This is a genomic window from Streptomyces sp. NPDC043176 (genome assembly GCF_056436715.1).
Map to the genome: position 1 here is coordinate 17880 of NZ_JBWKCA010000037.1, position 20681 is coordinate 38560.

Annotated in this window: 17 protein-coding genes and 1 pseudogene; 8 read left to right on the forward strand and 10 right to left on the reverse strand. The window is 74.0% G+C overall.

The genetic code is table 11. The features are described from left to right. Positions 1 to 9: 9 nt before the first annotated feature. Positions 10 to 378, reverse strand: a complete 369-nt coding sequence (locus AC067A_RS35400; RefSeq protein ID WP_033207906.1) for a hypothetical protein — start codon at positions 376 to 378, stop codon at positions 10 to 12. 225 nt (positions 379 to 603) lie between these two features. Between AC067A_RS35400 and AC067A_RS35405 the strand changes: the two genes are divergently transcribed. The 4 genes from AC067A_RS35405 to fxsA all read left to right on the forward strand — a co-directional run bounded on the left by AC067A_RS35405 (position 604) and on the right by fxsA (position 4636). Continuing rightward, positions 604 to 1044, forward strand: a complete 441-nt coding sequence (locus tag AC067A_RS35405; RefSeq protein ID WP_017242178.1) for an Lrp/AsnC family transcriptional regulator — start codon at positions 604 to 606, stop codon at positions 1042 to 1044. A gap of 67 nt (positions 1045 to 1111) precedes the next feature. Then, entirely contained in the window at positions 1112 to 2746 is a 1635-nt protein-coding gene (locus AC067A_RS35410; protein WP_479247435.1) for an amidohydrolase, read from the forward strand. A gap of 436 nt (positions 2747 to 3182) precedes the next feature. Continuing rightward, the gene (locus AC067A_RS35415) at positions 3183 to 3959 is read left to right on the forward strand and encodes a polyprenol monophosphomannose synthase (RefSeq protein WP_479247436.1); all 777 of its coding nucleotides are present in this window, start codon (positions 3183 to 3185) and stop codon (positions 3957 to 3959) included. Positions 3960 to 4042: 83 nt separating this feature from the next. After that, positions 4043 to 4636, forward strand: coding sequence for an FxsA family membrane protein (gene fxsA, locus AC067A_RS35420; RefSeq protein WP_479247437.1), 594 nt, complete (start codon positions 4043 to 4045; stop codon positions 4634 to 4636). A 251-nt stretch (positions 4637 to 4887) separates the two neighbouring features. Here fxsA and AC067A_RS35425 read toward each other — a convergent pair whose 3' ends face one another. The 4 genes and pseudogenes from AC067A_RS35425 to yczE form a co-directional block, all read right to left on the reverse strand. Beyond that, positions 4888 to 5262, reverse strand: a complete 375-nt coding sequence (locus AC067A_RS35425) for an RNA polymerase-binding protein RbpA (protein WP_015032218.1) — start codon at positions 5260 to 5262, stop codon at positions 4888 to 4890. 255 nt (positions 5263 to 5517) lie between these two features. Further along, entirely contained in the window at positions 5518 to 6879 is a 1362-nt protein-coding gene (locus AC067A_RS35430; protein ID WP_479247438.1) for an MFS transporter, read from the reverse strand. 40 nt (positions 6880 to 6919) lie between these two features. Next, complete coding sequence (locus AC067A_RS35435; RefSeq protein ID WP_479247440.1) at positions 6920 to 7684, reverse strand: glycerophosphodiester phosphodiesterase family protein; 765 nt, start codon at positions 7682 to 7684, stop codon at positions 6920 to 6922. 230 nt (positions 7685 to 7914) lie between these two features. Then, positions 7915 to 8568, reverse strand: a pseudogene (gene yczE, locus AC067A_RS35440) (membrane protein YczE); the annotation flags it as partial. A gap of 64 nt (positions 8569 to 8632) precedes the next feature. On the opposite strand from yczE, the gene AC067A_RS35445 reads away from it, so the two are divergent. Then, positions 8633 to 10132, forward strand: coding sequence for an SCO1417 family PLP biosynthesis transcription factor (locus AC067A_RS35445; protein ID WP_479247442.1), 1500 nt, complete (start codon positions 8633 to 8635; stop codon positions 10130 to 10132). A 113-nt stretch (positions 10133 to 10245) separates the two neighbouring features. On the opposite strand, the gene AC067A_RS35450 is transcribed toward AC067A_RS35445, so the two are convergent. Continuing rightward, positions 10246 to 11895 carry a hypothetical protein gene (locus AC067A_RS35450; RefSeq protein ID WP_479247443.1) on the reverse strand — a complete coding sequence of 550 codons (1650 nt, stop codon included), beginning with the start codon at positions 11893 to 11895 and terminating at the stop codon, positions 10246 to 10248. Positions 11896 to 11932: 37 nt separating this feature from the next. Further along, complete coding sequence (locus AC067A_RS35455; protein ID WP_015032212.1) at positions 11933 to 12127, reverse strand: hypothetical protein; 195 nt, start codon at positions 12125 to 12127, stop codon at positions 11933 to 11935. A gap of 343 nt (positions 12128 to 12470) precedes the next feature. Here AC067A_RS35455 and AC067A_RS35460 point away from each other — a divergent pair, with 343 nt between their 5' ends. The 3 genes from AC067A_RS35460 (at position 12471) to AC067A_RS35470 (ending at position 18329) form a co-directional block, all read left to right on the forward strand. Continuing rightward, positions 12471 to 12863 carry an ankyrin repeat domain-containing protein gene (locus AC067A_RS35460; protein ID WP_479247444.1) on the forward strand — a complete coding sequence of 131 codons (393 nt, stop codon included), beginning with the start codon at positions 12471 to 12473 and terminating at the stop codon, positions 12861 to 12863. Positions 12864 to 13118: 255 nt separating this feature from the next. Then, the gene (locus AC067A_RS35465) at positions 13119 to 14534 is read left to right on the forward strand and encodes a HEAT repeat domain-containing protein (RefSeq protein WP_479247446.1); all 1416 of its coding nucleotides are present in this window, start codon (positions 13119 to 13121) and stop codon (positions 14532 to 14534) included. Positions 14535 to 14729: 195 nt separating this feature from the next. Continuing rightward, complete coding sequence (locus tag AC067A_RS35470) at positions 14730 to 18329, forward strand: hydantoinase B/oxoprolinase family protein (protein ID WP_479247448.1); 3600 nt, start codon at positions 14730 to 14732, stop codon at positions 18327 to 18329. Positions 18330 to 18378: 49 nt separating this feature from the next. Here the strand turns inward: AC067A_RS35470 and AC067A_RS35475 are convergent, their stop codons facing one another. From AC067A_RS35475 to AC067A_RS35485, 3 genes are read right to left on the reverse strand one after another with little or no spacing between them, the layout of a single operon-like run. Then, positions 18379 to 19242: a 5-oxoprolinase subunit C family protein gene (locus tag AC067A_RS35475; protein WP_479247450.1), complete on the reverse strand. Its 864-nt coding sequence runs from the start codon at positions 19240 to 19242 to the stop codon at positions 18379 to 18381. After that, complete coding sequence (locus tag AC067A_RS35480) at positions 19239 to 19913, reverse strand: 5-oxoprolinase subunit B family protein (protein ID WP_479247452.1); 675 nt, start codon at positions 19911 to 19913, stop codon at positions 19239 to 19241. Before AC067A_RS35480 ends, AC067A_RS35475 begins: the two co-directional genes overlap by 4 nt. After that, positions 19910 to 20674 (reverse strand): LamB/YcsF family protein, encoded by a 765-nt coding sequence (locus AC067A_RS35485; RefSeq protein ID WP_479247453.1) that lies wholly within the window; start codon positions 20672 to 20674, stop codon positions 19910 to 19912. Before AC067A_RS35485 ends, AC067A_RS35480 begins: the two co-directional genes overlap by 4 nt. Positions 20675 to 20681 lie beyond the last annotated feature (7 nt).

Genomic DNA, 20681 nt, shown 5'->3' on the forward strand with positions numbered 1-20681 from the left:
CCGACGGCCTCAGGCCGCGCGCCGCATCTGCGGCACCCGGATCGGACGCGAGCCCGGACCGCCGACGTGCGAGAAGGGCTGGGTCCGCCAGTCGAGGCCCTGGGGGAGCGTCAGGAGCAGCGCGGTGTCCTGCTCCTGCGCCTCCAGGGTGTCGTCGGCGGGACGCGCCGCGGAAGCCGAGAGACCCGTGCCCGGGCAGACCGTCAGGACGAAGGGGTTCCACGGCGTGGGGCACAGCGCGTGCTCCGGCAGCACGTCCTCGTCCGCGAGCAGCGCGATGGGCTGCACGCACTCCGGGCAGACGACCCGGAACATCTCAAAGGTGTCGTACGCGTCGAGCTCGTCGGACGTGTCGACCGAATCAACAGGCTCCTGCATGGAGAATCTCCCCCTCGGCTGGGTCGGCCGGATCTGTGCGGCCTCGACCACAGCAAGCACTTCCCATACGGAACTCCGCATAACCGTGAGCGGACACTTCAGGCAGGTGGCAAACCTGTGGCGTTCGTCACATGGCTGTCGCAGGTGCCCCGTCGCTGCCCAAAGCGCCGCATACCGGTCACCCCCGGTCGTGCCCCGCTCCCTCCGGGGCCATAGGGTCACCGCATGGAGGAGCTGGATCGTCAGATCGTCGAGTTGCTCGTCAAGGACGGGCGCATGAGCTACACCGACCTGGGCAAGGCCACGGGCCTGTCCACGTCGGCGGTGCATCAGCGCGTCCGCCGCCTGGAGCAGCGCGGTGTCATCCGCGGCTATGCCGCCGTCGTCGACCCGGAGGCCGTGGGTCTTCCCCTCACCGCTTTCATCTCGGTCAAACCCTTCGACCCCAGTGCCCCCGACGACACCCCCGACCGGCTCGCCGACATCCCCGAGATCGAGGCCTGCCACAGCGTCGCGGGTGACGAGAACTACATCCTCAAGGTGCGGGTCGCCACGCCGCTGGAGCTGGAGCACCTGCTCAGCCGCATCCGCTCCCAGGCCGGCGTCTCCAGTCGCACGACCGTCGTCCTGTCCACCCCGTACGAGGCCAGGCCGCCGCGCATCTGACCGGCCGCCCGGCCCGCCGGGGGACCTGCCGGACAAACCGGGTCCGGTCAGGTCCTAGCCTGGTCGCATGAGTGAGACCGCGTCTGCCATCGAACACCGCACCGTGCTGCTGCGCGGTGGAGAAGTCCACAGCCCCGCCGACCCCTTCGCCACCGCCATGGTGGTGGAGCGCGGGCACGTCGCCTGGGTGGGCTCCGAGGGCGCGGCCGACGCCTTCGCCTCCGGCGTGGACGAGGTGGTCGACCTGGAAGGCGCGCTCGTCACCCCGGCCTTCGTCGACGCGCACGTGCACACCACGGCCACCGGGTTCGCCCTCACCGGGCTCGACCTGTCCTGCGCCGCCTCGCTCGCCGAGGCGGCGGAGCTGATCCGCTCCCACGCCGCCGCCCGTCCCGCGGACCGCACCCTCATCGGCCACGGCTGGGACGCCTCGCGCTGGCCCGAGCGCCGACCGCTCACCCGGTCCGAGCTCGACGAACTCACCGGCGGCCGCCCGCTCTACCTCACCCGGATCGACGTCCACTCGGCCGTCGTCACCACCGCCCTCCTGGACCTCGTGCCCGGCGTCCGTGACCTGGACGGCTTCCACGACGGGCAGCGACCGCTCACCGGCGACGCGCACCACGCCGTGCGCGCCGCCGCGTTCGGCGCCGTCTCCCCGCTCCAGCGGACGGAGGCGCAGCGGGCCGCCCGGAGCCGCGCGGCCTCCCTCGGCATCGGCACCCTGCACGAGTGCGGCGGCCCGCAGATCTCCTCCGAGGACGACTTCACCGGCCTCCTGGACCTGGCCCGCGACGAGGCCGGGCCCCGCGTCGTCGGCTACTGGGCCGACCTCGACGTCGAGCGGACACGCGCCCTGGGAGCGCTGGGCGCGGCGGGCGACCTGTTCGCCGACGGCTCCCTCGGTTCGCACACGGCCTGCCTCCACGAGCCGTACGCCGACCACGCCGACGCAGGCCACACCGGCGCCGCCCACCTGGACGCGGCCGCCGTCGCCCTCCACGTCGTGGCCTGCACCGAGGCCGGACTCCAGGCCGGCTTCCACGCCATCGGGGACGCCGCCGTGACGGCGGTCGTCGAGGGCGTCAGGGCCGCCGCCGAGAAGCTGGGCCTCGCCCGGATCAGGGCGGCCCGGCACCGCGTCGAGCACGTCGAGATGCTCACCCCCGAGACGATCGCCGCCTTCGCCGAGTTGGGCCTCACCGCCTCCGTGCAGCCGGCCTTCGACGCCCTCTGGGGCGGCGAGGACGGCATGTACGCAGACCGTCTCGGCGCCGAGCGCGCCCGCACCCTCAACCCGTACGCGGCACTGCTGCGCGCGGGTGTGCCGCTCGCCTTCGGCTCCGACAGCCCGGTCACCCCGCTCGACCCGTGGGGCACCGTCCGGGCCGCCGCCTTCCACCGCACCCCCGAGCACCGGATCTCCGTCCGGGCCGCCTTCACCGCCCACACCAGGGGCGGTTGGCGGGCGGTCGGCCGGGACGACGCGGGGACGCTCGTCCCCGGCGCGCCCGCCGACTACGCGATCTGGCGCACCGGTGAGCTCCTCGTCCAGGCGCCCGACGACCGGGTGGCCCGCTGGTCCACCGACCCGCGTTCCGGCACGCCCGGTTTGCCCGATCTGTCCCCGGGTGCCGAACTGCCCGTCTGCCTGCGCACGGTCGTGTACGGGCAGACGGTGTTCGTACGACCGAACGAGTGATATGGGGATATTTCGGACCCCTCACCCTCGCTCCGCACGCTTGTCCCCGACCTGCGGATCTTCCCTTCTGGCCTGGCCTTATGTGGAGTCTTCGCAGGTCAAGCGGGTGTTGACAGTCGCCCGTCACCGGCGGGTAGGTTCTCCGCGTCCACCACAGGACGTCCGACCGGTCGAATCCGCCTCGCAGTAGCCGTACGCCGCCCGCGCCTCGGCCGCGAGGGAAGGTTTCTCCGGCGGAAGGTGCGACCCGGGTGGGGCCCGGACGTTCAGTAGACAACGGCTCTCGGTCGACCCGCAGCCAGCGGATCCCAGGTCGGACCGAAGGACGACGGGCCCCGCACCGCACGCCACCCCTTCCCCCACGACCCGTCGCGGCGGAGCGATCCGGGGACCTCGCTATGGTTGGGGTTCTGCGTTCGTCTCCGAAGGGGCAGTAGTGAACGACGGTGGCCAGAGGCGTTACGGCCCGCTCGGCAAGGCCTTGGTGATCATCCCGACGTACAACGAGGCGGAGAACATCAAGCCCGTCGTCGCGAGGGTCCGGGCGGCCGTACCCGAGGCGCACGTCCTCGTGGCCGACGACAACAGCCCCGACGGCACGGGCAAGTTCGCGGACGAGATCGCGGCCGAGGACGACCACGTGCACGTCCTGCACCGCAAGGGCAAGGAAGGGCTCGGCGCCGCCTACCTCGCGGGCTTCCGCTGGGGCATCGAGCACGGCTACGGCGTCCTCGTCGAGATGGACGCGGACGGCTCCCACCAGCCCGAGGAACTGCCGCGACTGCTCACCGCGCTCAAGGGCGCGGACCTGGTGCTGGGCTCCCGCTGGGTGCCCGGCGGCCGGATCGTGAACTGGCCCAAGTCCCGCCAGTTCATCTCGCGCGGCGGCAGCCTCTACTCGCGCGTGATGCTCGACGTGCCGATCCGCGACGTCACTGGCGGCTACCGGGCCTTCCGCAAGGAGACCCTGGAGGGCCTCGGCCTGGACGACGTGGCCTCGGCCGGGTACTGCTTCCAGGTCGACCTGGCCCGCCGCGCGGTCGCCGCCGGCTTCCACGTCGTCGAGGTCCCGATCACCTTCGTGGAGCGCGAGGTCGGCGACTCCAAGATGAGCCGCACCATCGTCGTCGAGGCGCTGTGGCGGGTCACCGGCTGGGGCCTGACGGCCCGCGCGGAGAAGGTCGGCAGGCTGCTCCGCCGCACGTCCTCCTGACCCCCTCGCGACTCCTTCGGACCGGGCGCGGGCTGATCTCTCCTTTACGACGTTCAGGCGGGCCGCCAGGCACACTGGGGACCATGACGACCGGCGCACCGCCTCCCCTCGCCCCCAAGCGCTCACGCGCGCGTACGTTCCTCCCGCTCGGCGTCGCCGCCTGGCTGGTCCTGGAGATCTGGCTGCTGACGGTGGTGGCGAACGCGGCGGGCGGACTGACCGTCCTCGCCCTGCTCGTCGGCGGCGCCGTCCTCGGTGCCGCCGTCATGAAGCGGGCCGGCCGCCGTGCCTTCCGCAACCTCACCTCGACCTTCCAGCAGGCCCAGACCGCGGCGCAGACCGGGGTGGTGCCCCCGGCGCCGGACCGCGCCGCCGCCGAGGACCGCAACGGCTTCCTGATGCTGGGCGGCCTGCTCCTGATGATCCCCGGCCTGATCTCCGACGCGGCCGGTCTGCTCCTGCTGATCCCCCAGGTCCGCTCCGCCCTCGGCCGGACCGCCGAGAAGGCCGTCGAGCGCCGGATGAGCGCGGCTTCTCCCGGCGGCCTCCAGGACGCCTTCCAGCAGGCGCGCATCCACCGGCCCGACGGGAAGGTCGTGCAGGGCGAGGTCATCCGCGAGGACGCGCCCCAGGGCCGCCGCGCGGCGGACGAGCCCCGCCCGCCCCTGCTGCCCTGACCGAGTCGCCGCCGCCTCCGTGGGCACCGCTTCCGGGGGCGCGTGCGAGGGGGCCGGGACCGGCCATCCGGCACCGCTTCCGGGACGCGCAGGCGCGAGGCCGGGCACGGCCGCCCGGCGCCGCTGTCCGGGTGTGGTGACGGGCGAGGCCGGGACGGTCGCCCGGAACCGCGGGGCGGCGCGAAACGCCGCGGGGCCCGGTACACGATGTGTGTACCGGGCCCCGCGGCGTTCGTACTACCGGTCGCCCGCTAGGCGGACTTGCGGCTGTCTCGCGGATGAACGGCGATGTTCATCGCACCGGAGCGAAGGACGGCCAGCCTCTCGGCAAGGACCTCCTCGAGCTCCTCGCGCGTGCGCCGCTCCATGAGCATGTCCCAGTGCGTACGCGCAGGCTTGCCCTTCTTCTCCTCGGGTCCGTCCCCGTCCACCAGAAGTGCCTGGATTCCGCAGACCTTGCATTCCCACTCCGGCGGAATCTCCGCCTCGACCGAGAAGGGCATCTCAAAACGATGTCCCTTCTCGCATGCGTACTCCACCGCCTGGCGCGGGGCCAGATCGATGCCGCGGTCGGTCTCGTAGCTCGTCACCACGAGGCGCGTGCCGCGAAGAGCTCGCTCACTCATGAATCGTGCCTCCCGGGCTTGTCGCCCACAGGACAGGTGTCGCTGTCGTCGTTATCCGGTCAACGTCCGGTCGGCGGTAAAGATTCCCGTGCCGGGTCATGCGTCGCCCGTCGTGCCGCCCCTTGTTGTACCCACCAGTGCCCGTTTTGTCACATCTGACGGCAGATGTGATCCGGTGTCTTCACCAAAGCAGCACGCAGTAACGGTCCGCCTGGCAGGCCAAACGCGTACACTACCGCCCTTTCGATGCCACGTCTAAATACGGTCCGGTATCGGGTTCCCCGCCGCCTCCACCGCACGTCGCACCGGGACCCGGGCGAGCAGCGCGAAGCCGACCACGAAGAAGATCACCAGGGAGATGATGGCATCCCGGTAGCTCCCGGTCAGCTGATACGCGAGACCGAACACGAGCGGACCCAGCCAGCTGAGCCCCCGGTCGCTCATCTCGTAGGCCGAGAAGTACTCCGCCTCCTTGCCGCGCGGCACCAGATGGGAGAAGAGCGAGCGGGACAGGGCCTGGCTGCCGCCCAGGACCAGGCCGATCGCCGCCGCCAGGCAGTAGAAGAACACCGGCGCGTCGGCGGGCAGCAGGTAGCCGGCCACGAGGATCAGCGTCCACACCGCAAGCGAACCCAGAATCGTCCGCTTGGCGCCGTACGACCGGGCGAGTCGCCCCATGCCGAGCGCGCCGGCCACCGCGAGCACCTGGACGAGCAGGACCGCCGTGATGAGCGTCGTCTGGTCGAGGCCCAGCTCCTCCGAACCGAACACGGAGGCCTGCGAGATCACCGTCTGGACGCCGTCGTTGTAGACCAGGTAGGCGAGCAGGAAGGAGAGCGTCAGCGGATGCCGGCGCATGTCCTTCAGGGTCGCCCGGAGCTGGCCCCAGCCGCTGCCCACCGCTCCATGGGTCCGGTGCTCCGGGCCGAGCCGCCGGTCGCGGAGCCGCCGGAGCGGTACGACGGTGAAGGCGCCCCACCACAGACCGGCCGAGGCCAGGCAGATCCGGACCGCCTCGCCCTCGGTCAGGCCGAACGAGTCGTGCCCCGAGTAGAGGACCAGGTTCAGGACCAGGACCAGCGCGCCGGACGTGTAGCCGAAGGCCCAGCCGCGGGACGAGACCGCGTCCCGCTCGTCCGGCTCGGAGATCTGCGGCAGATAGGCGTTGTAGAGCACCATCGAGACGGACAGCGAGGCGTTGGCCACGATCAGCAGGAAGGTGCCCAGGAGATAGCGCTCGCCGTCCAGCAGGAACATCCCCGCCGTGGCCGTCGCCCCCAGGTACGCCGTCGCCGCGAGCAGCGGCTTCTTCCGCCCCGTACGGTCCGCCACCGCGCCCACCAGGGGCATCACCAGGACGGCGACCACGATCGAGGCGGACACGGCGTACGCGAAGAGCGAGCCCGCCCGGACCGGGATCCCCAGCGGGTGCACGAACCCCTCGGCGTCGGCCGCCGCCCGCGCCACCGACGTCAGGTACGGGCCGAGGAACACGGTCAGCACGCTCGTCGAGTACACGGAGCACGCGAAGTCGTAGAAGTACCAGCCCCGCTGCTCGCGCCGCCGTTCGGCGGTGCCGGTGGCGTACTCCTCCGGCTCGGTGGTGTCAGCGGTCACGGCCGCGCCCCCTTGTTCGTCCCCGTGGCCGGGACGCCGCTCAGACCCACGCTCCCCGGTCGGTGAGCACGTCGCGCAGCGTCTCCAGATGATCGGTCATGATGCCATCGACCCCCAGGTCGAGGAGAGAGTTCATCCGGGCGGAATCGTTCACCGTCCACACGTGGACCTGGAGCCCGCGCGCGTGGGCCTCCCGCACGAACCGGCGGTCGACCACCGTGACCCCGGCCTGCCGCTCCGGTACCTGCGCCGCCACCGCCCCGGCGCGCAGCGCCGCCGGGATCCCCCAGGAGCGCAGCCGCAGCCCGACCACCCCGCGGACCCCGAACGAGGTGGCGAGCCGAGGACCGGCCAGACGCTGGGCCCGGGCCACCCGGGACTCGGTGAAGGAGCCCACGCACACCCGGTCCCAGGCGCCGGTCCTGCGGATCAGGTCCACCAGCGGCTCCAGGGCCGACTCGGTCTTGAGGTCCACGTTCCAGCGTGCCCTGGGGAACTCCTCCAGGAGGTCCGCGAAGAGCGGCAGGGGCTCCGCGCCGGCCACCCGGGCCTCCTTCACGGCCGCCCACGGTAGGTCGCCGATCCGGCCCGAGACGTCCGTCACCCGGTCGAGGGTGGCGTCGTGGAAGGCGACGAGCGCCCCGTCGGAGGTCGTGTGCACATCGGTCTCGAAGTAGCGGTAGCCCGCCGCGTCGGCCCGGCGGAAGGCGGCCGCGGTGTTCTCCAGGCCGTTCGCCGTGCCGCCGCGGTGGGCGAACGCGAGGGGGGAGGGGTGGTCGAGGTAAGGGTGGCGTACGCGAGTCACGCGCGCAGTATGGCGCCTTCCGGCGTCCCGGCGGCGACCGCGGTGGGGACGGGACCCGGCCCAGGGGTGGGCGAGACGTCCCCGGAGCCGGACCCCGAGGCGGGCGGGACGCCCTCGGCGCGCCACTCGCGGGCTTCCGCGCCGCCCTCCTCGCGGGCTCCTGCGACGCCCTCCTCGCGGGCTTCCGCGAGGCCCGTGGACGCCCGCTCGCGGGTCCCCGCGCCGTGCTCGGCGTCCGGCTCCGGCACGGCGAACCAGCGCAGGAAGAACTGGGCGAGGGGCCCGATGGCGAGCGCGTACAGCACCGTGCCGACGCCGACCGAGCCGCCGAGCAGGAAGCCGGTGGCGACCACGGCGACCTCGAGCGCGGTCCGCACCAGGCGGATCGACCGCCCGGTCAGCCGGTGCAGACCGGTCATCAGGCCGTCGCGGGGCCCCGGGCCGAACCGGGCCGCGATGTACAGGCCGGTCGCCACGCCGTTCAGCAGGATGCCGAGCGCGAGCAGCGGAACCCGCGCGGCCAGGCCGTGGGCCTCGGGGACCAGCGCCAGGGCGCCGTCCATCGCCAGGCCGATCACGAAGACGTTGGAGACGGTGCCGAGTCCCGGCCGCTGACGGATCGGGATCCACAGCAGCAGCACCAGCGCCCCGACGACGATCGTCACCACACCGATGGTCAGGCCGGACTTCTCGGCAAGGCCCTGGTGGAGCACGCCCCACGGTTCGAGGCCGAGCCCGCTGCGCACGAGCAGCGCCGAGCTGACCCCGTACAGCGTCAGTCCGGCGTACAGCTGGACGAGCCGACGGGTGAGGTGCCGGCCGTGGAGGCCGGAGGCGATGGACAAGGGACTGCCCCCCAGGGTGGTGGTAGTGGACTGGCTCATGACACTCTGTGGCGGGGGATCGGGTGCCAACCATGGCCAATTCGATGAAGGTGGACTGATTTCGATGGCTCAGTGGACTTCGGCAGTGGGTCCTGCCCAGCTCGCCCGGCAGCTTCAGGCGCAGCAGCCGCGGCCCGCCGGTCCGGGCGTGCGCAAGCCGCCCGCCTACCGCGCCCTGGCCGACGGCATCCGCCTGCTCGTCCTGGAGGGCCGCGTACCCGTCGCCGCCCGTCTGCCCGCCGAGCGGGAACTCGCCCTCTCCCTGAACGTCAGCCGGACCACGGTGGCCGCGGCCTACGAGGCCCTGCGCACCGAGGGCTTCCTGGAGTCGCGGCGCGGGGCCGGCAGCTGGACCGCCGTACCCGCCGGGAACCCGCTGCCCGCGCGCGGCCTCGAACCGCTGCCCCCGGAGGCCCTCGGCTCGATGATCGACCTGGGCTGCGCCGCCCTCCCGGCCCCCGAGCCCTGGCTGACCCGGGGCGTCCAGGGGGCGCTGGAGGAGCTGCCGCCGTACGCCCACACGCACGGGGACTACCCGGCCGGGCTGCCCGCGCTGCGGCAGATGCTCGCCGACCGCTACACCGCCCGAGGCATCCCCACCATGCCCGAGCAGATCATGGTCACGACCGGCGCCATGGGGGCCATGGACGCCATCTGCCACCTCTTCGCGGGGCGCGGCGAGCGCATCGCCGTGGAGTCGCCGTCGTACGCCAACATCCTCCAGCTGATGCGGGAGGCCGGTGCCCGGCTCGTGCCGGTCGCCATGTCCGAGGGCCTCGGCAGCTGGGACCTGGGCCGCTGGCGCCAGGTGCTGCGGGACGCCGCGCCCCGCCTCGCGTACGTCGTCGCCGACTTCCACAACCCGACCGGCGCGCTGGCCGACGAGGACCAGCGGCGGCAGCTGGTGGAGGCGGCCCGGTCGGCCGGCACGGTGCTCGTCGTCGACGAGACCATGGCCGAGCTCCGCCTCGACGACGACCTGGAGATGCCGCGGCCGGTCTGCGCCTTCGACCCCGCCGGCTCCACGGTCCTGACCGTCGGCTCCGCCAGCAAGGCCTTCTGGGCCGGCATGCGGATCGGCTGGGTCCGGGCCGCGCCCGACGTGATCCGCTCCCTGGTCGCCGCGCGCGCATACGCGGACCTCGGCACCCCGGTACTGGAGCAGCTGGGCGTGAACTGGCTCATGCGGACCGGTGGTTGGGAGGAGGCCGTGACCCTCCGCCGCGACCAGGCCCGGCAGAACAGGGACGCGCTCGTCGCCGCGGTCCGCCGGGAGCTCCCGGAGTGGGAGTTCTCCGTGCCCGGCGGCGGACTGACCCTGTGGGTCCGCACCGGTGGCCTGTCCGGCTCCCGCCTCGCCGAGGCGGGCGAACGGGTCGGCGTCCGCGTTCCCTCGGGACCGAGGTTCGGCGTCGACGGCGCCTTCGAGGGCTTCGTCCGCCTGCCCTTCACCGTCGGCGGACCGGTCGCGGACGAGGCCGCGGCCCGGCTCGCCGCCGCGGCCCGCCTGGTCGAGTCGGGTGCCGTCGGAGGAGCCGAGTCGCCCCGGTCGTTCGTGGCGTGACACCCGCGTGACGCGGGAGAGGCCGGTACGGACCCCAGGTCCGTGCCGGCCTCTCCGCGGTCGTGCCGGCCTCTCCGCGGTCGTGCCGGCCTCTCCGCGGCCGTGCGGGCCTCTCAGCCCTCCGCGGGGACGGGCGCGTGCAGCGGTGCCGGGCCGGGGTCGGGCTGGGCACGCGGCACGGGGGCGGGCTCGACCTCGACACGGGGGGCCGGTGCCGGGTCGGGAGCGGTGCCGGGGGCCGTGACCACGACCGCCGCCGTCCGGCGCTCCGGGAGCAGGTCGAGGACCGCCTTGCGGTGCGCCTCGCTCGTCTCGTCGTCGTACGGGTCGGGCGTGGCCGGCACCTGGAGGCGCAGGACCGGTCCCGCGCCGAGGCGCACATAGCCACGGCCGGGCGGCGCCTCGGGCGTGGGCGTGGTGTGCGGACCCGCGCCGAGGACGGCGGCGATCTGGTCCGGCGCGGCGGGACCGAGCACGATCCGGGCCCTGGTGTGGGTCCGTACCGCCTCGCTCAGCGTGTCCGTGCTGTCGAACTGCTCGGCCACCACCACCGTGACCTGCGCCGCGCGCCCGTGCCGCAGCGGCACCTGGAGCAGCTCCTGGGGGTCGGGGCGGCCGTCGGCGGCGGCCAGGTGGCCCAGGACGCTCGGCCGGTCGAGCAGGATCCACAGCGGCCGGCGGGTGTCCTCCGGCGTGGGGAGGCCGGCCTGCCGGGCCCGGTTGGCGGCGATCAGCCGCCGCTCGGTCTCGTGCGCGGCCCACTCGAGACTGGCCAGGGAGCCGGCGAGACCGCACTCGACGGCGAGGACGCCGTCGCGGCCGGTGAGACAGGCGTACTCGCCGGTGCCGGCGCCCTCGACGATCAGCACGTCGCCGTGGGGCAGGGCCTGGAGCGCGATCGAGCGCAGCAGGGACGTGGTGCCGCTGCCGGGCTGGCCGACCGCCAGCAGGTGCGGCTCGGTCGAGCGGGGTCCGGTGCGCCAGACCACGGCCGGCGCGTCCTCCGTCCCGTCGGCGGCGACCACGGGGACGGTGCGCTGCACGGCGTCGGCGTCGGTGAAGCCGAGCACGGTCTCGCCGGGCACGGTCACGAAGCGCTGGGCGGCGATGGCGGTGGAGAGGGCGGGCAGCACGCTCATGACGAGCCGGTTGCCCTCCTCGTCCCACTCGAAGCGGTACTCGCGGCCGCGCCCCGACTTGGCGTGCAGCAGCTGCTCGATGCGGGCGCGCGCGGCCGGCTCGCCGTCGGTGAAGTACGGCGGGTACGCGATCCGCAGCCGGGTGATCCGGCCGTCGTCGTCGAAGTCGTACTCGCTGAAGGCGCCGCTCCACTCGCCGCCGTGGGCGAAGAGCGGGGCGGGGTCGTCGGGGACGGAGAAGTACGGCACGAGGGCCTCGTACAGGCCCTTCAGCCGGGCGATCTCGGCCTCGTCGGGCCCGGTCTTGACGACCGGGCGTTCCCGTCCCCTCCACGCGGCCGCGCCCATGAGCGTGACGAGGGCGAGGAGCGGCCCGTACGGCATGAGGGCGATGACCAGGACGCAGGCCGCGACCAGGAGCAGCGTGGGACCACGCCGTTCCTTGGGGGTCGCGGCCCACCTGGCGCGCGCCGTCGCGGCCAGCTTCCGCAGACCACGGGTGACCGTGATCAGTGGATGGAGCACGTCGGTGGCGCTGTCGGCGGCCGTGCGCGCGATCTCTCGACTGCGAGCGATCTGTGCGCTGCCGCTGCTCAGAATGCGGGGGAGTGGTCGCCGGGCCACGAAGTACTCCTGAAGGGGTGGAAGGGACGGAAGGGCGTCAGAACTTGATCCCGCCCAGGAGGCCGGCGAGGCTCTGCCCGCCCGCCGTGATGCTCGGGGCGATGGCGGTGCCCGCGAGGTAGAAGCCGAACAGCGCGCTGACGAGGGCGTGCGAGGCCTTCATCCCGTCCTTCTTGAAGAACAGGAAGCAGATGATGCCGAGCAGGACCACGCCTGAGATGGACAGGATCATTGGTTCTTCTCCTGGTTGAGGGGACAGTCACCATGAGTCCTTCCAAGTTCACAGCAAGTATCTATGTGACTAAAGGTGCATAGGAGTGAAAAACTGGTGATTTCACTTGACCGGCGGACGTCGAGCGCATCCCCGGGTGGCGAAATGTCAGGGGTGCGCTAGAGGGTGTCCGGTCGGTCCGGCCCGGGGTGGGCTGCGGTGATCTTTGCCGTGGACGGGCGCGGTCATGTCACCGAGCGGGCAGTACCCTGTCGATTCACTCGTACGGCGGCGCCTGCCGTGCGCGGGCCGGACAGTGGTCCACGCGGCGGCGTCAACACAGCAGGAGAGGCGGTCCCACCCGATGAGCGAGACTCCGGACCCCGAGGTCATCGAGCTGGCGTCCAAGGTCTTCGACCTCGCGCGCACGGGTGACGCCGACGCCCTCGCCGCGTACGTGGACGCGGGCGCGCCCGCGAACCTCACCAACGACAAGGGCGACTCCCTCGTCATGCTCGCCGCCTACCACGGCCACGCCGCGGCGGTCTCCGCCCTCCTGGAGCGCGGTGCCGACGCCGACCGCGCCAACGACCGCGGCCAGACCCCGCTGGCCGGTGCCGTCTTCAAGGGCGAGGACGCGGTGGTCCGCGCGCTGCTCGCCGGCGGCGCAAATCCGGAAGCCGGGACTCCGTCCGCCGTCGACACCGCCCGCATGTTCGGCAAGACCGAACTCCTGGAGCTCTTCGGATCCCGGTGAACGGGCACTGAACCCCAGGTGAGAGCGGCATCGTAAATGTGGTCGCGGCGGCGAAACGGCTGGGTCATCATGACGTCGGGCCCGGCAAATCGGGCCACCGACGAGAGGCAGAGGAAGATGATCACTGGCAAGCGCAGGACGACGAGCGGCCCGACATGTCGCCGCACGGCCTAGGCATACAGAGATGTACCGCCTGACCCGGGTCATCCCGGTACCCCCCGGTCGTGTCGACAGCTTGATGTGAGGCGTCTCCCCATGTTCGATCCAGTCATAGCGCCGAGCGGCACCTTGCTCGGTCTGCTGCAGCGGGGCCGCGGCGACGGCACCCTGCACGCGCTCGCCGCGCCACGCGCCGAGGCCCTCGCGGCCCTCAACCACTGCGTTCTCGACGACCCCCGCCACGACTGGCAGGTCGAGAACCGCTCCCTCTACTACGCCCGTCTCTACCTGGACCTGCACGGAGGCCTCGACGAGATCCAGGCGCACCTCTTCGGCGCCGAGGACCACCTCGACACCGACGACTCCCGGACCGGGCTCGCGCTCGCCGTCCTCGGACACCTCGCCTCCTACGGACGCCAGGACGCCCTGCTCCTGCTCCGGCGCTACGCCGCGACCGGCAGCAACTGGGCCTGGGCCCTGGACGAGCTGGCGCTCCGCGACGACGACGCCGGACTCCGCGCGCTCGCCCTGCCCGTCCTGGCCCGCTTCCCGGCCGGCCCGGAGGGCGACGCCGACCTGGCCGCCACCGTGCGCGACGCCTACGAGCCGCGCCCCTGGCGCCTGTGGGCCGAGGACCCCCGCGAGGCCGTCGGCGCCCGGGTCAGGGCCGCCCGCGAACAGGGCTCCTTCGACCGCTGGCAGCGCCAGATGACCCCGGCCGGACCCCGCCCCGGCTGGAGCGTCCGAGCCGTCCTCGACTGGGCGCAGGAGGGATACGAGCGCGGTGCCGTCCTCGACGGACCCGCCGCCCGCTGCCTCGCCGCCGTCGCGGGACCCGAGGACCGGCCCGAACTCCTCGCCGCCGCCCGGCACGGCGCCAGGGGAGCGCGCGGCGCCGCCCTGCACCACCTCGCCGCGTCACAGGACCCCGCCGTCCTCGACCTCGTCGAGGCCGCCGCCGACGGAGACTCCGCCGACGTCGCCGAAGCCGCCGTCGCCGCCTACCGGCGCATGTGCGGCGAGGACGCCGTCGCCCGCGCCCGCGCGTGGGTCCGGCGCACCGACGCCCTCGGAGCCGCCGCCGCCGAGGTCCTCGCCTGCCGCGGCACCGCCCAGGACGCCACGCTCGTCCTCGGCGCCCTGCGCGACACCGTCCGCGCCGCGGGGCCGGACGCTCCCGAGCTCGCCGTCCTCGTCGACGGAGCCGGCCGCCTCGGGATCGCCTGCGCGGCCCCCGTGCTGCGCCACGTCTACCGCGAGACCGCCTCCTCCCAGCTGCGCGGCCGCACGGCCCGCGCCCTCGCCGCCACCGACCCCACCTTCGCGACCGGCTTCGCCGTCGAATGCCTCTGGGACTGCGAGGAGACCACCCGCGAGGTCGCGGCCCTGCACGCCGAGACCGGTGACGTCCGCGTCGCCGAGCGATTGCGCCGCCTCGCCGCCGACCCGGCCGAGGAGGCCGAGGTGCAGACCGCGGTGCGCAACCGGATAGGACCGGACCTCCAGGTCTGACCCCCGGCTCCGGCAGGCGACAGGTCCGACCACCCCTCCCGGCCCGACCTCGCGCACCCGAGCCACCGCACCCGGCCCCCGGGGCGGCGCGGCCCACGGCGGAGAACCCGCCGACGTGGCCCCGCCCCCGGGGCCGGCGCCGTCCCCGGGGGCGGAACGCTGCCTCCACGCCGCCCTCGTGGCCACAATGGGGAGATGAGCGGGCGCTGGGAGTTCTGGATCGACCGGGGCGGCACCTTCACCGACGTCGTCGGGAGGCGGCCGGACGGCCGGCTCGTCACCCGCAAGCTGCTCTCCCACGATCCCGCGCGGCGCCAGGACGCCGCCGTCGCCGGAATCCGGCTCCTGCTCGGCATCGAGCCCGGCGAACCCGTACCGGCCGACCGGATCGCCGTCGTCAAGATGGGCACCACGGTCGCCACCAACGCCCTCCTGGAACGCCGCGGCGAGCCGACCGTCCTCCTCGTCACGGAGGGCTTCCGCGACGCCCTCCGCATCGCCTACCAGAACCGGCCCCGGATCTTCGACCGGCGCATCGTGCTCCCCGAGCCCGTCCACGCGCGCGTGATCGAGGTACCCGAGCGGGTCGACGCCCGCGGCGTGCTCATCCGCCCCCTGGACGAGCCGACCGTCGCCGAGGCGCTGGCCGCCGCCCACCGCGAGGGCTTCCGCGCCGCCGCCGTGGTCCTCCTGCACGGCTACCGCCACCCCGAGCACGAGATCCGCGTCGCGGCCGCCGCCCGCGCCGCGGGCTTCACCCAGGTCAGCTGTTCGCACGAGGTCAGCCCGCTCATCAAACTGATCCCGCGCGGGGACACCACCGCCGTCGACGCCTACCTCTCCCCGATCCTGCGCCGCTACGTCGACGAGGTCGCCCGCGAGCTCGCGGGCATCCGGCTCATGTTCATGCAGTCCAACGGCGGCCTGCGCGAGGCGGCGCACTTCCGCGGCAAGGACGCCGTCCTGTCCGGCCCCGCCGGTGGCGTCGTCGGCATGGTCCGCACCTCGGCCGCGGCGGGGTACGACCGGGTCATCGGCTTCGACATGGGCGGCACCTCCACCGACGTGTCGCACTACGCCGGGGCGTTCGAGCGCGAACTCGGCACCCAGGTCGCCGGGGTGCGGATGCGGGCCCCGATGATGAGCATCCACACCGTCGCCGCCGGCGGCGGCTCGGTCCTCCACTACGACGGCCGCCGCTTCCGGGTCGGACCCGACTCGGCGGGCGCCGTCCCCGGCCCCGCCTGCTACCGCCGCGGCGGACCGCTCACCGTCACCGACGCCAACGTCATGCTCGGCCGCGTGCAACCCGCCCACTTCCCCGCCGTGTTCGGCGACACCGGCGACCTCCCCCTGGACGCCGAGGCCGTACGGCGACGGTTCACCGCCCTCGCGACGGACATCGGCGACGGCCGCACCCCGGAGGAGGTCGCCGCGGGCTTCCTGGACATCGCCGTCCTCAACATGGCCAACGCCGTCAAGAAGATCTCCGTCCAGCGCGGCCACGACGTCACCCGGTACGCCCTCACCAGCTTCGGCGGCGCGGGCGGCCAGCACGCCTGCGCCGTCGCCGACGCCCTCGGCATCGACACGGTCCTGGTGCCCCCGCTCGCCGGGGTGCTCTCCGCCTACGGGATCGGGCTCGCCGACGCCACCGCCATGCGGGAGCGGTCCGTCGAGGCCGAGCTCGACGCCCCCGGGACCCACGCGCGCGTGACGGCGCTCTGCGACGAACTCGCGGACCGGACCCGGGAGGAGCTGCGTACCGACGGAGTGCCCGACGAGGCGATCGACACCCACGCGCGCGTGCTCCTGCGGTACGCCGGCACGGACGCGGGCCTCCCGGTCGACCTCGCCACCCCCGAGGCGATGAAAACCGCGTTCACGGCGCTTCACCGGACGCGGTACGCCTTCACCGTCGACCGGCCGCTCGTCGTGGAGGCCGTCTCCGTGGAAGCCGTCGGCACCGCCGGTCCGCACGGCCCCGCCGTCGTCGACACCACGGACCGGACCGGCCCCCTCGAACCCCGCACCACCGTACGGATGCACAGCGGCGGCACCGTCCACGACGCCCCGCTGCACCGGCGCGAGGACCTGCGGCCGGGCGACGGCGTGGACGGACCCGCCCTGCTCACCGAGGCCGACGCCACGACCGCCGTCGACACCGGCTGGCGGGCCACCGCGACCGACGGCGGCCACCTCCTGCTGCGCCGCGTCGCCGCCCGGCCCGCCCGCGTGGCGGCCGGCACGGACGTCGACCCCGTCCTCCTGGAGGTCTTCGACAACCTGTTCATGGCCATCGCCGAGCAGATGGGCGTCCGCCTGGAGAACACCGCCCAGTCCGTCAACATCAAGGAACGCCTCGACTTCTCCTGCGCCCTCTTCGACGCCGGGGGCAACCTCGTCGCCAACGCGCCCCACATCCCCGTCCACCTGGGTTCCATGGGCGAGTCCATCAAGGAGGTCCTGCGGCGGCGCGGCGACGACCTGCGCCCCGGCGACGTGTACGCCGTCAACGACCCGTACCACGGCGGCACGCACCTGCCCGACATCACCGTCGTGACCCCGGTGTTCGGAGACACGGGCGGCGAGCTCCGCTTCCTGGTCGCCTCCCGCGGCCACCACGCCGAGATCGGCGGCATCACACCCGGCTCGATGCCCGCCTTCAGCAGGACCGTCGACGAGGAGGGCGTCCTCTTCGACAACTGGCTGCTCGTCCGGGACGGCCGCCTGCGCGAGGCCGAGACCCGCGCCCTGCTCACCGGCGCCCGCCACCCCTCCCGGGACCCCGACACCAACCTCGCCGACCTGCGCGCCCAGATCGCCGCCAACGAGAAGGGCGTCGAGGAACTGCGCCGAACGGTCGCCGAGTTCGGCCTCGACGTGGTCGAGGCCTACATGCGACACGTCCGTGCCAACGCCGAGGAGTCCGTGCGCCGCATCGTCGCGCGCCTCCACGACGGCACGTACCGCTACGAGACCGACGGCGGCGCCGTCATCCAGGTCGCCGTCCGCGTCGACCGCGAACGGCGCTCCGCCGTCCTCGACTTCGCCGGCACCTCGCCCCAGCTGCCGGGCAACGCCAACGCGCCCACCGCCGTCGTCATGGCCGCCGTCCTGTACGTCTTCCGCACGCTCGTCGACGACGACATCCCGCTCAACAGCGGCTGCCTGGAACCCCTGGAGATCCGCGTCCCGCCCGGCTCGATGCTCGCGCCCGTCCACCCGGCGGCCACCGTCGCCGGGAACGTGGAGACGTCCCAGGCCCTCACGGGGGCCCTGTACGCCGCCCTCGGCATCCAGGCGGAGGGCTCCGGCACCATGAACAACGTCACCTTCGGCAACGCGACCACGCAGTACTACGAGACGGTCGCGAGCGGCTCCGGCGCCGGGGACGGCTTCGACGGCGCCGACGCCGTGCAGACCCACATGACCAACTCCCGGCTCACCGACCCCGAGGTCCTCGAATGGCGCCACCCCGTCAGGGTCGACGCCTTCTCCGTACGGGAGGACAGCGGCGGGCGCGGCCGCTGGCACGGCGGCCACGGCGTCGAGCGCCGCATCCGCTTCCTGGAGCCGATGACGGTGGCCCTCCTCACCGGCCACCGCAGGGTCCCGCCCTACGGGATGGCCGGCGGCGAGCCCGGAGCCCTGGGCGAGAACCTCGTGGAACGCGCCGACGGAACGGTCGAGCACCTCCCCGGTGCCGCCACCACCGAGGTCGGTCCCGACGACGTCCTGGTCCTCCGCACCCCCGGTGGCGGAGGCTACGGCCGCCCGGCGGCGGACGCGTGAGGCGGAGCTTTCCCGCACCGCACCTCGCCGCACCTCGCCTCGCCTCGCCTCACCGCACCGGAACGAACCGCACCGCCGTCCCCGGTACCGCCTGCGCCACCGCGCCCAGATCGGCCTCCCGGACCACCCCGACCACCGGATAGCCCCCGGTGGTCGGGTGGTCCGCGAGGAAGAGCACCGGGCGCCCGTCCGGCGGGACCTGCACCGCGCCGAGGACCATGCCCTCGCTTGCCAGCTCACCCCGCACGACCCGTCCCAGAGCCGGGCCGTCGAGCCGCAGCCCGATGCGGTTGCTCGCCGGGGACACCCGGTACGCGCGCGTGGCCAGGGTGCGGAGTGCCTCGGCCGTGAACCAGTCGTCACGGGGCCCGAACCGGATCCGCAGGACCAGTTCGTCCGGCGGGCCCGGCCACGGGGGAGCGTCGACCCGGTGCCGTGCGGCCGGGTCCGCTCCCAGCGGCAGCACCGTTCCCTCCGCGGGCCGCTCAGGACCGAGCCCGGACAGCAGGTCGGTGGAGCGGCTGCCGAGCACCGGCTCGACGTCGATCCCGCCGCCGAACGCCACGTACGAGCGCACTCCCCGGACGGCCGCGCCGATCTCCACGACGGCGTCAGCCGTCACCCGGAACGCCGTTCCCCATGCCGCCGGACGCCCGTCCACCCGGACCGGGCACGGCGCCCCGCCCACCGCGACGGTCACCGCGCAACGGGGCCGCAGCGCGCAGCCGTCGACGGTGGTCTCCAGGACCGCCGCCGCCTCCGCGTTGCCGACGAGCCGGTTGAGGAGCCGTACGGCCGCCGGGTCGAGCGCGCCCGACCGGGGCACGCCGAGATGCGCGTACCCGGTGCGGCCGAGGTCCTGCACGGTGGTCAGGGCCCCGGCCCGGACCACGGCGACGGCACGGTCGGTCATCGCCCGCCCTCCGCCGCCACGCGCGCGGTGGCCCCGGCCGTGACGTCCACCGCCGTGAACCGGACCCGGGTGCCGGGGGTGAGGAGCGCCGCGGGTTCCCGGGCGACGTCCCAGAGGACGGCGTCCGTGGTGCCGATCAGCTGCCAGCCGCCGGGGGAGGAGCGCGGATAGACGCCGGTGTACGGCCCCGCCAGCGCGACCGAGCCCGCCGGGACCGCGGTACGCGGAGTGGCCCGCCGCGGCACCTCGTACCGCTCGTCGAGCCCGGTCAGGTAGCCGAAGCCGGGCGCGAACCCGCAGAAGGCGACCCGGAAGTCCGTCCCCGTGTGGATCCGCACCGCCTCGTCGACGGACACCCCCCACAGCGCCGCCACCTCCGCCAGGTCGGGCCCGTCATAGCGGACCGGCACCTCCACCGTCCCGCCCCCGCGCGCGTGGAGCGGCCCCACCTCCCAGCCCTGCAGCTCGGCCGCGAGCCGGTCCGGGTCCGCCACCCCGTCGAGCAGCACGGTCCGCGCGGCCGGCACGATCTCGCGTACGGCGGGCAGCGCGCCGGCCTCCCGCCGACGCAGCAGCTCGGCGTGGAAGGCCTCCGTCTCCGCTCCGCCGCCCAGCTCCACCAGGAGCGCCCGCTCGCCCACCCGGAGCACCCGGGGGCCCACGGCGCTCACGCGAAGGCCTCCACCCGTACGCCGGAGGCCTCCAGGCGTGCGCGGACCCGCCGGGCGAGGCCGACCGCGCCCGGGGTGTCCCCGTGCAGGCACAGCGACCGGGCCCGGACGGCCACCCGGCTGCCGCAGTGCGCCGTGACGACCCCGAGCCGGGCCATGGACACCGACCGCTCCACGACCTCGGCCGGATCGGTGACGACGGCTCCCTCCTGCCCCCGTGGCAGCAGGGAGCCGTCCGCCCGGTAGGCCCGGTCGCCGAACGCCTCGGGGACGACGGGCAGACCGGCCTCCGACGCGGCCTCGTGCAGCCGCGACCCCGGCAGGCTCAGGACGGGCAGCGTCCGGTCGGCGAGCAGCACGCCCTCGACGACCGCCGCGGCCTGCTCCTCGTCCCCGACCACCCGGTTGTACAGGGCGCCGTGCGGCTTCACGTACGCCACCCGCGAGCCCGCGGCCCGCGCGAACACCTCCAGGGCGCCGATCTGGTACGCCACCTCGGCGGCCAGCTCGGCCGCCGGGACGTCCATGGAGCGCCGCCCGAAGCCGGCCAGGTCGCGGTAGGACACCTGGGCCCCGATCCGTACCCCGCGCGCGGCCGCCAGCTCGCACACCCGCCGCATGGTGGCCGCGTCTCCGGCGTGGAAGCCGCAGGCCACGTTGGCGCTGGTGACGACGGACAGGAGCTGCTCGTCCTCGGTCAGCGTCCAGCGGCCGAAGCCCTCGCCGAGGTCGGCGTTGAGGTCGATCGAGGCCGGGGTCATGTCCCGC